Origin of the sequence: Bacillus sp. AP8 (assembly GCF_000321185.1) — a bacterium.
Classification (GTDB): domain Bacteria; phylum Bacillota; class Bacilli; order Bacillales; family DSM-1321; genus Bacillus_AD; species Bacillus_AD massilioanorexius.
In genome coordinates, this window is the sequence record NZ_CAPG01000061.1 from 1 (window position 1) to 13,502 (window position 13,502).

Sequence of the window (13,502 nt, forward strand, 5' to 3'; positions counted from 1 at the left end):
AGGACACCCCAACATTTAGTATAGAACCTTTTTATTAACATATTCTAATCTCTTTTTTATTAGATAAAAAAAGGACCTCAAAACTTAATTCTTAAATATCTTTTATAATCCGTGGTAGTTTGAGCTAGACAGCCCTTTTACCTTGGATATTATGATACTATCTTACTTTTATTATTGTGCAGTAACACTGAATGCAGCTACTTTGTTATTACCGCTAATATCTTTAAGATCGATTTTAGTTGTGTCAACGTTTGTTGCCACTGTTACACCACTTGCTGCTGTTGAAACAGAAGTGAAGTTTAAGATAACAACGTTATCTGTATCTGTGTCAGTTGCAGTTGCAGCACCTACTGTGTATGGGATTACAGTAGAACCTGTTTTAACTACAAAGTCATCAGTAAAATCAGGTGTACCAGTTGAAACTGTTGTATTAACAGCTTCAGAGAATGTTAATTTTAGTCCTACAGCTAAACCATTAGCATCTTTCACATATTCTACTTTTGTTACAGTAGGGGCAACATTGTCATTTAAAGTAATTACTTGATCAACTGCTTTTACTTCAGTAGCAGAAGAGGAAACAACATTACCTGTTGCATATTCTTTTACAGCGTTAGCATTTAGTGAAATTTTCGCATTTACATTATTCAAATCAACAGCATAAGATGCTGGTAATTCAATTGTAACTTCGTCTTTTGTTGTTGATGTAAAGTATGCTACAGATCCACTTGGAAGTGCTGCGCCATTTAATGAGTATGAAGCAACAGATGCAGCTGCATCGTCCACTTTAAAACCATAGTCAACTGTAATGATATTTTTACCACTGTTATATGCAGCAGTTGTACCGAAAATAGAACCTGTTACTTGTTTTGTAGCTGCAGCAGTAGTTACATCAGTTGTTAATGTCGTTGCTTCATTTACATTATTGCTTGAGTCTTTAACTAAGCCTTTATCAAGAACTAAGTTGTATTTTCCGTCAGTTAAACCAGCAAGATCAGTAATTGTAATTACTAAGTTTTTACCAGAAACTGCAGCAGTTGCAGCAATCTTAACTGTTCCTTTAACTACTGTTAGTTTAGTACCATCAGCAATAGTTAAATTTTTATCGAAAGGAACTGTAATAGTATCAGCTGTTTTATCAAAAGAAACTAATTTTGGTGAAACTACTTTTGGAGCTGTTAAATCTTTAGTTAGAGTAACTGATCCAGTGTAATCTTTTCCAATCACAGTACCGTTTTTATATCCAGAAACAGCAACGGATAAAGAAACAGAGTTTTCGTCCGTACCGTATAATGGGTTTGCTGATCCCGCTTGAGTAGGAACTGTTACCTTAACATATTTTGATGGTGTAGTACCAGCGCTTGCTGTTAAGTTACCAGTTGCATCAACGTATGCCACTGTCAAATCAGCTGAAGTAAAAGTATAGTTTCCTTTTTTAACTGTAATGTTTGTATTAGCAATTGTATCAACTGCTTTATTTAAAGTTAAGATAAATGAAGTTGAATCTTCAGCTTTAATTGAAGCCACTTCTGGTAGCGATACATCAGCAGTATAATTTACTGTTGTTGTAGAAAGAGCTTCTTTATTTCCTGCAAAGTCTGCATAATTTAACAATTGAACCGTATTAGCTCCTGCTTTTAAAGCTGCTACAGTAAATGTGTAAGTATAATCTCCTGCTACTGTACTATTAACGCCATTTACTTGAGTAGCTGCATTAACAGAAATACCACCAGTATTAGCTGTCCAATCTACTGGCTCATCAAAAGTTAACTCAACTGTTGTGCTATCAGTAGCTACAGCTGACAATAGTTTTGGAGCTGCAGTATCTTGAGCAGTTTTTACTGCTGTAGTAGAAAATGCAAGGAATTTATCGTAGCCACTTGATAAAATTGCACCTTCCGCAATTTTTACATCAACACCAGCTGCTGGAACTACAGCAGTTAATAGTAATGTAGCTGATTTTCCATCTGTTGAAAGTTGTACGTCAGTAACAGCATTAGCATTTGTTGTGCCAGTAGCTGTAACAGCAAAATCAGCAGCCGCTAAGCTAGCTTTTGAAACAGCTTTACTAAAATCTACTTTAAGCTCTTTTGCGTTAATTGCACTTTCCATCTCAACTCAAATAAATAAAAAACGGCCCAAACCCTTTAACATCAAGGAACGGAACCACTTTTTAAAAATTCAAACAGTATGGGTAAGTGGGATTTTCGGTATGACGCTTCAATGCTCAATTTTAGGAGATTAATGCCATTGATCATACATTTCTTTTTGAGCTTGTCCAAAAAGGCGAGAGTATGTTTGAGTAGTTCTTGGATCATCGTGACCTAACAAAGTTTGTATACTAACGACTGGCATCCCCTTCATGACTAAGTGTGCGGCAAACGTATGTCGCAAGGTATGAGGACTTACATAAAAGTCTAACTCCTTTCGGTAGTTGATAAACCCATACACTACCGATTTGGTTCCAATGGTTGTAGTCTCCAACCGATTTATAAAAACGAAGGGAAGGTTGTCCCTTCGAGTTCTCAAATACGCTTTTAAATGTTCTTCACACGTTCTGGTAAAATAAACAAAACGCGCTTTTTTACCCTTCCCCTCCGGTATAAGAATCATCCGTTCCGTCCAGTTTATTTCTTCCAACTTCATATTGGCCAATTCACTAACACGAATCCCTGTACTGTATAACACTTCTACGACTGCTCTAAATCTTAAATCCTCTTTACAAATGGCTCTTAACGAAGACAACTGCTCATATGACAGATAGTAAGGTAGCTTCTCCTCCACCTTAGAATCAGGGATGTTAACAACGGGGTAATTTATCAAGTACTCTTCCTCCACACAATACTTATAAAATAACCGCATGGCTTTTAGTTTATAATTTATGGTACTAGGCTTACATCCTTTTTCCGCTAAACTTAGGAGCCAATTTCGAATATCACTTTTTGAGATATCACCAAAAGATTTCCCAGTAAATTCAAACAACTGTTCCAATGCTGTTTTGTATCCTCTCAACGTATTTTGAGCAAGTTTTTTACCATAATCCACTATGAACTGTGTAATCAATTCTTCCGTATTAAGCATATATATCCCTCATCCCATAAATTTTCGATATTGCGCTAAAATGGATTGATTGAGCACCCGAGCGTATACTTGTGTTGTTTTCAGATCTGCATGTCCTAATTCTTCACTAATAAATGAAAGGTCTGCACCTTTTGATAATAGTTCTGTTGCAAAGGTGTGACGAAATCTATGAGGGTGTAAATTGGAACTTAACCCTGCTAATTTACCGATTGTGGCTATGATGGTAAAGTAACTCCTTATACCAATTCTATTTTCTACACTATTTATAAAAAGGGGAGAGGAGTCGTTGATATCTAATCGAGTTTCTAAATAACGTTCAAGAAGTATTAAACACTTTTCAGAGAAGTGAACCATCCTTATCTTTTTTCCTTTCCCCCTTACACGTGCTGTTCGATTTTCAAGGTCTAAGTCCCCTATGTTAAGTAGATGGAGTTCTCCAATTCGACAACCCGATGTCAACAAAAACTCGACGATTGCCTGATCTCTAAGTGGTCTTCGTTCAGCCTCTCGAATAACTTTTGCAATTTCTTCTTTTCCAAGAGCCTTGGGTATGGTTTTAGTTAGACGAGGAAACCAACGTCTCTTAATGGGCGAGCGCTCCATCAATGATTCTTGAACACAGAAACTATAAAAAGAGGAGAGGATGTTTAACTTACCTTTAAAGCTTGTATCCTTTAAATGCTTTTTATTTGCGTGAAACCAACCTATGATTTGATTAGATGAGAGTTTATCATATGATTCTTCCACCTCACCAAAAAAATCTTCTAAAAATCGCCGATACACAATAATAGTTCCTTCGGTTCGATTGGCAAGTTTTAAGTGAGTTAAAAATTCCTGAATAACTTCTTGATTTTTTTGGTTCGGTAACACCTTTTTCAAATTCCAATAACGTCTCATACTTACTACTCTCCTTTTTATTGATTTTGATAGCGATCGTACATTTTCTTACGGGCCGTTTCTCTAAGTCGAGTGTAGATTCGCGTACTATTAATATTGGAGTGACCAAGAAGTTCCTGAATGTAGCTTTGAGGCATATTCTTCTCAGACAAATGGGCTGCAAATGTATGACGCAAAGTATGTGGTACCACTTTGAATCCTAATACCGTTGAATATTCCTGAAACTTTTTCTCCACATACACCCGGCTTAAATGGCCTCCTCGATTATTCGCAAATAGATATTCGTTGTTGTACTTTCGTTCTTGCAAATAGGTCTTTAGACGTTCTGCGCATTCATACGTGAATAGTACAAATCTTTCTTTGTTTCCTTTCCCCTTTCGAATCCAAATCTGCCTGGTTTCCCATTTGATATCCTCCAACTTGATCTCAAGGAGTTCGCTTACCCTGACCCCAGTTGCATATAAGGTTTCAATAATCGCGCGGTCACGCGGATCACTTTTGGTCAGCTCTTGAAGGAGAGCCATTTGACGTTTCGTTAAATAATAGGGAAGGGTATCATCTTTCTGTGGTGTGTATACTGTGGTCGTTGGGTTTTTCTTAACTTTTTTTTCTTCCATACAATACAGATAAAAGGACTTCAACGCACTTAGTTTTAAGTGAATCGATCGAGGTTTCAAACCTTTTTCCTCCATAGAGGCAAGCCATGCACGTACATCACTTGACTTCACATCATAAAAACTTTTATCACAGAAAACAAAGAATTGTTTCAGGGCAATGGAATAGCTTCGGATTGTTTCAACACTAAATTTAGATTGATGATCCTTAAAGAAAGATTGCTGAATTTCTATGTTCATAGATTCACCCCATTTTATTTTGATAGGCTAACATCATATCCTCAGTTGGAATACGAGCATAGATACGCGTCGTATTTAAATCTGCATGACCCATTTCATCTGCTATAAATTCTATCTCTGCTCCTCTTGCCAACATATTTGTCGCAAATGTGTGTCGGCAACAATGGGGATGCAGAGATTGTGTTAAGCCCGCTTTCTTACCTAGTTTCGTTGTAACTAAATAGATTCCACTTTTAGTGAGACGCTGTCCAAACTTGTTTTCAAAGAGAGGACCCTCTATATCATCCCTACGAGTTGCCAAATATTCCTTTAGTACTAGGGCACACTCTTCTGAAAAGTGAACATGCCGAATTTTTTTACCTTTGCCCTTCACAATCGCTGTACGCTTTTCAAGCTGGACATCTTGAATATTTAATGAAGAAACTTCAGAACTACGACATCCGGTTGAGAAAAGAAATAATATTAGTGAACGGTTCCGAAGTGATAAACTTTCAGCTGCCAGTTTTACTCTGGTATATTCCTGCTCGGTCAGATATTTAGGTAGTGCCTGAGGAATATTTGGCCTCCATCGTTTCTTTATAACTATATTTTCCATGTACTCTTCAGCCAAACAAAACTGAAAAAAGGAAGAAAGCGCTGAAAGAAAAAGGTCTACTGTCTTCGGTTTTTTACCCTTAGAAAATTCATTTAGCCATTCTAGAACGTCATGAGAGTCTAACTCTTCCAACGGAATTATACATTCACTGAAAAAGCGCTCTAGTATCCACCGGTATTTCTTAATGGTTGCTTCTGCTTTGTTAGCGAGTTTTAAACTCAACAAGTACTCGTTTAAAATTGTTCTAGTTTGGAAGGGAATAGATTCGCGGTTAATTTTCCAATAATCTCCTGAAATACTCACCTGTTATTCTCCTTTCCTTTTGATTTTTCTGCCGATTCAGATATGAACGTGACAGTATCATTGTTATCCAATATTCTATTCTTAAACATAAGCATGCCAAAAAGAGCTACCGCTATTGGTCGCGGTAACCCTAAATACATTCTATATTTTTCAATTTAATATGTATGTGAAAAATTTCTTTTGAAATGTTTTTTAACTTTCAACTAAAGTTATATTATGTTGAAACCTTTGGTTAGCATGATTAATACCTGAACTAAACTCCCGTTACTTTTCAACAAAAAAGATATTATGTTGAATAGTGAAATTAGCTACTTGATAATCAGTATAGGCAATACAAGTATATTATATACTCTATTTTATCGTATATCTCTATACATAGACGATAAAATTTAAAATTAGTATAGACATTATACAAGCAAACCATTAATAAAAAAAATGAAATAGGATAGACCATTTTTGTGATTTTATTCATTACTTGCTGAATACAATTTATTTTCGTTAACTTTTATCAAAAAAGCCTTAACTCTACAAATAGAATTAAGACCTCGTCATTCCGTACTTTATTAGTATAAGATTGACAGGATGGACAACGATGAGGTTTCCTATCACATTCCACATGAATATGTTAAAAACCATTGATCATCTCTGTTTTTCTAATTATAAATCTTTCAAATACGGGTAAAATCAAGTTAGAATTCATCTATTCCTTTCCTTATTTCTCGACAATTCAAGTATAAGAAAGGTTGAGCATGTGTGCTCTTTTTTTGTCCTTTTTAGTGGACAGCCCAACGTTTAGTATAGAACCCCTAAAAATACTTTTTGATTTCTTTATAGAGGATATAAGAAGCACCTCAAACAAGACGTTTCCGTCAAGTTTGAGGTGCTTCCTCTTAAATTAAAACTATTTTATTTAAGATATTTTGTGTTTTCGATATTTTTCTGGCTGTGACAGACACAGTTCTAAATAACAAGGTATTCGTCTTACGAGGTAGCAAATACTTTTATTGAACGTTGATAGTACCTGTTACATTGTGAACGTTACCGTTGATATCTGTTAGATCTGCAACGTCTGATGCCTTAACAGTAATACCTGAAAGGGAAATCAGCTCACTAGTAAGTGTAATCACTAATTTATTTCCACTGATTAGTTCAGAATCTTCAGCAAGAGCAGTTGTACTTAAACCTTGATATACATCGATGTCTTTACCAGCAGTAGCACCATCTTTAATAGCTTCGCTGAAAGTGATTTCGATTGTTTTTGCTCCAGTAACTTTAGCAGATACTACTGTAGGACGTACAGTTTCTTTGAAATCACGTGCTTTTACTTCAGTCACCATGACTGCACCAGCACCTGTAGCTACATTTTTAACAGTGAAGTTGCGTTCTCCATTTGTTGTAATAGCATCATCTTTAAGAGTCAATTCAACTGTTTTAGCATCACCTTTAAAGATCGGTGTTCCAACAAATGCAGAAGAAACTCCTTCAAGTTCATAGTTAGCGTTGTCTAATGCACTTGCTGCAGAAACCTCACGGTCAAACGTAACAACTACTTTGTTATTTGTTTGAACAACAGTGGATACGTTTGGTTTTGTAGTATCAGCTGCAGTACCAAGCTTAAATGTTACAGTTTTAGATGCAGCTGGGTTTGTAGCAGTATCTTTTACTGTTGGAAGAGTTACAGTGTAATCTCCAGTTGTCGTAGGAAGTTTAATTTCTACAGATTTCTTATCGCTTCCAAGAGCAATATTTGCTTTGTCAATTGTTACTGATTTAGTAATAGAATCAGAACCAACATAAGAGCCAGTTACATCTTTAGTAGTATCTACTGTTATTTCTTCGTTGTAGTTAACTACTAAATATTGATCAGAACCTACAGTTTTGATGCTTTGGCTAACAAATACAGGAGCAGTTTTATCTGCAGTGATTTCTACTACTTTAGTAACGGCATCCATAATATTTCCTGCAAGGTCTTTAACTCCACCGATTTCTAAGCTTTTCACACCAGCAGTTAAATCAGCTGAATTGAAAGTAATAACAGTTTTACCTGCATCAGTAGACGTTGTTAAACCTGTTGCAGCTGTTCCTCCAACTTTTAATGTAGCAGAAGTTGCGTCTACTTTCTCAGAGAAAGTTACAGCTACTTTACCAATACCAGCTGAAGCTACTGAAGTAACAGTTGGTTTTACCGTGTCTGCATCTTTTTTAACAACAGTTGCAGAAACAGGATTTGGAGCTAAAAGGTTACCAGCAAAATCTTTAAGTCCAGTGAAAGTGAATGTGTAATTTTGATCTTTTGTCATTGTAGCTGGAAGAGCAACTGTGAATGATTTTTTTGTCGTAGATAGAGTAACGTCTCCTGCAACTACTTCTACACTAGTTGGACCAGTTACATTCAATGCAGCAACAATTTGTGCAACAGTTGCGTCAATTGGCTCGCTAAAAGTGAATGTAGCATTGCCGTTTGGAAGGTAAGAAACACCTTCAAATGTCGGGCGAATAGTATCATTTACAGTAATAGTATTTGTTGATTTTTCAAAATCTTGTTTGTCAGCAGATTTAACTTTATCAATAATAACATCGTAACGCTTATCTAATTTAGTAGATGAAGTGATTGTTAATGTCTTTCCATCTTCACTAAGTTCTCCAGTTAAAGCACCAGCAGAAACCGAATCAAGGCTTTTTACGGTAACAACACCAGAAATAAGTGCTCCGCTTGCATCAAAAATAGTAGAAGCGTCAACTGCTTTATTGAATTCAACTTCAACTTGAGCAGCGTTAATCGCACTTTCACTTCGAACCTGAAATCGATGAATAACGCCAGATCCCTGTCATATCAATGGGTTCAGACGTTTATCTCGAATTCGAACATTCAGGTTAACAACTGTTATGCGTAATCATAATCCCCTTTCTGTGGGAACTATCACATCCAATCATCGTACATCTCTTTCCGAGCAATGTCGTACAATCGGGTATATACCTTGGTAGTTTGTATATTATGATGCCCTAATAGCACTTGAATATATTCCAGTGGCATCCCTTTTTGAGCTAGGTGTGCTGCAAAGGTGTGACGTAATATGTGGTTTGTCACCTTAAATCCCAATTGTTTAGAAATAGTTCTAAACATAAGCTTATTGGTGGAAATTCTAAATGATTGGATACCCTTGGCATCCGAAAAGACATAGGGAAGATTATCCGTCCTCTTATTCAGGTACACTTCTAAATATTCGGCACACTCCGGCGTAAAAAATACGTTGCGCCCTTTTTTGCCTTTCCCACTAGGAATTAAAATGGACCTTTCCGACCAATTGATATCTTCTTTTTTCATGGCAGCCAATTCGCTGATTCTAACTCCAGTCGTATAAAGTACTTCAATCAAGGCACGCTCCCGAAGTCCTCTTTCCACGTGCTTCCGAAGCTGTGTGAGTTGTTCCCATTTTAAATAACACGGAACAGTCTCATCTCTACGTGGAAATGGCAGTTCCTCAGCCGGATTAAGCAGGATGAGTTCTTCTTCCTTACAATAATTAAAGAAGGTTTTCAATCCGGACAGCCTTACCTGAACCGTGGCAGGTCTATATCCGTTTTCAACCAGGTGACTTAACCAGTTCCGGATATCGCGTTTGGTGATCCCATCAAACGGCTTTTTCGTAAAAATGAACAATTGTTTGACTGAACGCTGGTAGTCTTCTAGCGTTGATTTGGCTAATCGGTATTGTAAATCGGTAGTAAATTGTTTAAGACATTCTTCTGAATTCATCCTCTCCTTCATCCTTATCCCATATACTTTCGGTACATGCCAACAATATCCTGCTTTGGAAGACGTGCGTATATTTGCGTAGTTTGAAGGTTGACATGTCCCATTTCATCCCCTATAAAGACGAGATCCGCACCTTTTGCCAATAATTCGGTTGCAAATGTATGTCGGAGTCGGTGCGGATGAAGTGATGTCGAAAGTCTTGCCGCTTTCCCAATTTCCCTAAGAAAATTTTGAATATTACGACCCTCGGTTCTTGTTCCCCATTTTGTAATAAAAAAGGCAGGATTATCATCTTTCCGGTGTTCTAGGTAACGCTCTAAGAGCAAGGCACATTTCTCCGAAAAATGGACCAACCGAATTTTTTTCCCTTTTCCAACTACTCGTGCCGTTCGATTTTCTAGATCGACATCGTCCCGGTTGAGCCGCTGCACCTCTCCCAAGCGGCAGCCAGTGGTAAGTAAAAACTCCAAAATTGCCCGGTTCCGTAGAGGCTCTTTTTCGCATTGTTGTCGGATTTTTGCAATCTCTTCTTTATCCAAATATTTTGGAATTGGTTGAGGCAGACGGGGATACCACCGCTTTTTTATGACGGACTTTTCCAAGTAACCTTCTTCCACACAAAAATTGAAAAAGGAACTTAGAATACTTAAATTGCTATAGAGGGTGCTTTCTTTCCATACTTTTTGATATTGGTTGAGCCATTCTCGAACGTCATCGTATGTGAGTTGTGAAAATGGAGCCTTTCTCTCCCTAAAAAAGCGTTGTAAAGCTTCTTGATAGGTGATAATAGTTCGCTCGCTGTAATTACTCACTTTCATGCTTAATAAAAACTCATTTATTACTTTTAGATTCTCTGAGTTGGGTAATGGTAGTTCTACATTCCAGTACTTTCCTTTGTTTTTTCTTCTTTTCGTTGTAATAGGTTGTTTTTCCATATAACCTGCTTCCACACAATATTTTAAAAAGGAACGTAGGCTACATAAACGGGTACGGATAGTTCCTTTCTCCCAGACCTCTTCTTGTTTCGATATCCATTCCTGGATGTCTTCTGATGTAAGGGATGAATATGACTCCTTCCTTTCCTTAAAAAAGTGCTGTAAAACTTTCCGGTTATTGACAATCGTAGACTTTCTTCTGTTCCCTTTTTTTAAGCTGAACAAAAACTCATTTATTACTTTCTGATTTTCCGCATTGGGTAATATCCCCTTTAGCTCCGTTATGACTCCTTTTCGACTTTTGACAGGTGATGTGTCCATATATCCCCCTTCCACACAAAAGTTATAAAAAACATGGAGAATTCTTATACGATGACACATGGAGTCTTCTTTCCAGAACTTTTGATGTTGGGTAATCCATTCCTGAATGTCTTCCGATGTTAGGGACGAAAACGGCTCCTCCCTCTCCTTAAAAAAATGTTGCAAAATGACCCGGTAATTTCTAATCGTCTTCTTGCTTCTATTCTCATCTTTCTTTTTTAATAAAAACTCATGAATTACTTTCTGATTCTCTGAGTTGGGTAATAATATTCTTAGCTCACAGTAATTTATCATTTTTCTTTTCCCTCCACTACAATTGATAACGGTCATATTGCCTTTTCCTAGCACGATTCATAAGACGTGTGTATATACGCGTGCTATTGATATTTGCATGACCTAAAAGTTCTTGAATATAGCTATAGTCCATCCCTTTTTCTGCTAAATGAGCAGCAAACGTATGTCGCATGGTATGCGGGGTCACTCTAAATCCTAAGGTCTTTGTGTATTGTCGAAATAACAGTTCTATTAAAGAACGACTTATTGGTCCTCCTCTTTGATTTGAAAAGAGGTACTTGCTATGCACATCTCTTTCGGCCAAATACATTTTCAGGCGCTCCATACAATCAAAAGTAAATAAAACAAAGCGTTCTTTGGTCCCTTTTCCTTTTCGAATCCAAATTTGTCGACTGTCCCATTTCACATCTTCCTGCTTGATATTTAACAATTCACTAATTCGTACACCCGTCGCATATAACGTTTCCACAATAGCTCGATCTCTTGAATTCTCCTTTGTTAACTCCTGAAGTTGAGCTAGTTGTCTTTTATCTAAATAGTAGGGAAGCGAATCCTCTTTCTGAGGGGTACGTACCTTAAGTGTCGGATTTTTCTTCAGTTTGTTTTCTTCCATCAAATACTGGTAAAATGATTTCAGCGCTGACAATTTCAATTGAATACTGCGAGGTTTTAAACCGTTCTCAGCCATCATTGCCAACCAGTCTCGGATGTCTTTTGCCTTCACTTCATTGACATTCTTTTGACAAAATAAGAAGAATTGGGAGAGCGCAATCTTATACGCACGACTCGTCTCTGGACTAAAGCGAGCCTGTTGATCATTAAAAAAAGATTGCTGTACTTCGAGATTCATAGATTTCACCCCATAATATTTTGATATTTTAATTTCATATCTTCTGTTGGTATTCGAGCATAAACCCGTGTGGTATTCAAATCTGAGTGACCCATCTCATCCGCAATAAACTGAATATCTGCACCCCTTGCTAACATCGTAGTGGCAAATGTATGCCTACAACAATGAGGATGGAATGTTTGTTTTAGACCTGCCTTGTTTCCTATTTTTTTCAACACTTGTTGAATTCCACCTATTAAAAGTCGTTGGCCAAATTTGTTCAAAAATAAAGGTTCTTCTGTTTTATTGGAACGGGTTCGTAGATACTCTTTCAACAATAATGCAGATTCTTCTGAAAAATGAACGTATCTTATTTTTTTCCCTTTTCCTACTACTTCAGCTGTTCGTTTTTCAAGATTAACATCTTGTATGTTTAAATTTGAAACTTCTGAAACTCTACAGCCTGATGAAAACAGAAATGATATCAGGGCCCGATCCCTAATTGGAGATTGTTCAGCAGTACGCTTCACCTTTGCATATTCATACTCATCCAGATATTTAGGCAATGAGCTTGTTATTTTGGGTCTCCATCGTTTTTTCATCAATGTATTTTCCATGTATTCTTCATCTAGACAAAATGTAAAAAAGGAGGAAAGTGTGGCCAATACGAGATCTACTGTTTTCGGTTTTTTACCTATTGAAAATTCATCTAACCATTGCCGGATATCTTTAGAGGTCAAATCCTCTAAAGGAATCGTACACTCCCTTAAAAACCTTTCCAATAACCGTCGATATTTGGTAATAGTTGCTACCGCTTTATTTTCCAGTTTTAAACTTTGTAAGAACTCATTTAGAATAAATCTTGTTTCTGAAGGAACACATTCATTTGTTGATTCTCAATATTTTTTTAACGTTTCCATCTCTTCACCTCCTATTTTGAAGATATATTTTTTAATAGTTATTTAGTATCAGTATCAACCTTTCCTATTTTTTTATACCTAGAATTTAATAATCTCTTAAGTTTAATAAAAAAGTGTTACCGAATATATTCGTACAAACTATTATAATTTTTCTGCTAGATAACGGAACCAATCCATTCGTCATTTCCCAATATTTCTTCTCAGTATTCACCATTGTACTTTCCTAGGCTAATTGCACACCAATAGTGAATAGCATTATTAACAATACTAGCGTTCATTAAACAGATTATTCAAAATAACGAAATTAAAATATCTTTAATAAGAATAGGAAAAGCCCTATGGATATTTCCATAGAGCCTTCCTTCTAGTCTACTAAACTTCGATAGTTTTTCGGGTAGTGACAGCCAACAAACTCTATACACGGCTTATACAGTAAAAAAAGCCCTGCCGAGATTTCTCCCAACAGCGCCTTTCAGCATAAACTTACATACTTAGAGGGTGACAGGCACAAATCCCTAATTTTGTACTACCAATATCATCTGTTCGAGTTAATGTAATAGGTGATTCTAATTAAATGAGCTAACTATCCTGTTATTCATGATTATCTCATTTTTTCATAAAAGATTATTTCAGTATTTATTGAACTTCATTAAAAGAAGAAAAGCCCTACAGAGATATTCTCCATAGAGTCTATATTATTGTCTACTATTCTTCGACAA

Annotated in this window: 11 protein-coding genes; 1 reads left to right on the plus strand and 10 read right to left on the minus strand. The window is 36.5% G+C overall.

What is annotated here, in order from left to right; all coding sequences use genetic code 11:
• Positions 1-171: 171 nt before the first annotated feature.
• The 6 genes from BN349_RS14870 to BN349_RS14895 form a co-directional block, all read right to left on the minus strand.
• Positions 172-2,109, minus strand: a complete 1,938-nt coding sequence (locus tag BN349_RS14870; protein WP_019243121.1) for a hypothetical protein — start codon at positions 2,107-2,109, stop codon at positions 172-174.
• Between the two features lie 129 nt (positions 2,110-2,238).
• Positions 2,239-3,078: a tyrosine-type recombinase/integrase gene (locus BN349_RS14875; RefSeq protein WP_019243122.1), complete on the minus strand. Its 840-nt coding sequence runs from the start codon at positions 3,076-3,078 to the stop codon at positions 2,239-2,241.
• A gap of 9 nt (positions 3,079-3,087) precedes the next feature.
• Positions 3,088-3,975, minus strand: a complete 888-nt coding sequence (locus BN349_RS14880) for a tyrosine-type recombinase/integrase (RefSeq protein WP_019243123.1) — start codon at positions 3,973-3,975, stop codon at positions 3,088-3,090.
• A gap of 17 nt (positions 3,976-3,992) precedes the next feature.
• Positions 3,993-4,829 carry a site-specific tyrosine recombinase/integron integrase gene (gene xerA / locus BN349_RS14885; protein ID WP_019243124.1) on the minus strand — a complete coding sequence of 279 codons (837 nt, stop codon included), beginning with the start codon at positions 4,827-4,829 and terminating at the stop codon, positions 3,993-3,995.
• A gap of 4 nt (positions 4,830-4,833) precedes the next feature.
• Entirely contained in the window at positions 4,834-5,727 is an 894-nt protein-coding gene (locus BN349_RS14890) for a tyrosine-type recombinase/integrase (protein WP_019243125.1), read from the minus strand.
• Positions 5,728-6,728: 1,001 nt separating this feature from the next.
• The gene (locus BN349_RS14895; protein WP_332306681.1) at positions 6,729-8,339 is read right to left on the minus strand and encodes an Ig-like domain-containing protein; all 1,611 of its coding nucleotides are present in this window, start codon (positions 8,337-8,339) and stop codon (positions 6,729-6,731) included.
• On the opposite strand from BN349_RS14895, the gene BN349_RS26405 reads away from it, so the two are divergent.
• Positions 8,335-8,496 (plus strand): hypothetical protein, encoded by a 162-nt coding sequence (locus BN349_RS26405; protein WP_019243127.1) that lies wholly within the window; start codon positions 8,335-8,337, stop codon positions 8,494-8,496. The genes BN349_RS14895 and BN349_RS26405 overlap by 5 nt on opposite strands.
• Positions 8,497-8,647: 151 nt before the next feature.
• Here BN349_RS26405 and BN349_RS14905 read toward each other — a convergent pair whose 3' ends face one another.
• The 4 genes from BN349_RS14905 to xerA (BN349_RS24045) are packed head-to-tail and all read right to left on the minus strand — an operon-like array spanning position 8,648 to position 12,720.
• Complete coding sequence (locus BN349_RS14905) at positions 8,648-9,484, minus strand: tyrosine-type recombinase/integrase (RefSeq protein ID WP_019243128.1); 837 nt, start codon at positions 9,482-9,484, stop codon at positions 8,648-8,650.
• Positions 9,485-9,498: 14 nt separating this feature from the next.
• The gene (gene xerA, locus BN349_RS25925; RefSeq protein WP_148335155.1) at positions 9,499-11,070 is read right to left on the minus strand and encodes a site-specific tyrosine recombinase/integron integrase; all 1,572 of its coding nucleotides are present in this window, start codon (positions 11,068-11,070) and stop codon (positions 9,499-9,501) included.
• Complete coding sequence (gene xerA, locus BN349_RS14915; RefSeq protein WP_019243130.1) at positions 11,051-11,884, minus strand: site-specific tyrosine recombinase/integron integrase; 834 nt, start codon at positions 11,882-11,884, stop codon at positions 11,051-11,053. The genes xerA (BN349_RS25925) and xerA (BN349_RS14915) overlap by 20 nt, the downstream gene beginning before the upstream one ends.
• 5 nt (positions 11,885-11,889) lie before the next feature.
• Complete coding sequence (gene xerA / locus BN349_RS24045; protein WP_081591252.1) at positions 11,890-12,720, minus strand: site-specific tyrosine recombinase/integron integrase; 831 nt, start codon at positions 12,718-12,720, stop codon at positions 11,890-11,892.
• Positions 12,721-13,502 lie beyond the last annotated feature (782 nt).

What these genes read in the sequence shown, in the direction of transcription:
- BN349_RS14870 (WP_019243121.1), bottom strand. Translation starts at nt 2,109, where the DNA reads ATGGAAAGTGCAATTAACGCAAAAGAGCTTAAAGTAGATTTTAGTAAA.
- BN349_RS14875 (WP_019243122.1), bottom strand. Translation starts at nt 3,078, where the DNA reads ATGCTTAATACGGAAGAATTGATTACACAGTTCATAGTGGATTATGGT.
- BN349_RS14880 (WP_019243123.1), bottom strand. Translation starts at nt 3,975, where the DNA reads ATGAGACGTTATTGGAATTTGAAAAAGGTGTTACCGAACCAAAAAAAT.
- xerA (WP_019243124.1), bottom strand. Translation starts at nt 4,829, where the DNA reads ATGAACATAGAAATTCAGCAATCTTTCTTTAAGGATCATCAATCTAAA.
- BN349_RS14905 (WP_019243128.1), bottom strand. Translation starts at nt 9,484, where the DNA reads ATGAATTCAGAAGAATGTCTTAAACAATTTACTACCGATTTACAATAC.
- xerA (WP_148335155.1), bottom strand. Translation starts at nt 11,070, where the DNA reads ATGACCGTTATCAATTGTAGTGGAGGGAAAAGAAAAATGATAAATTAC.
- xerA (WP_019243130.1), bottom strand. Translation starts at nt 11,884, where the DNA reads ATGAATCTCGAAGTACAGCAATCTTTTTTTAATGATCAACAGGCTCGC.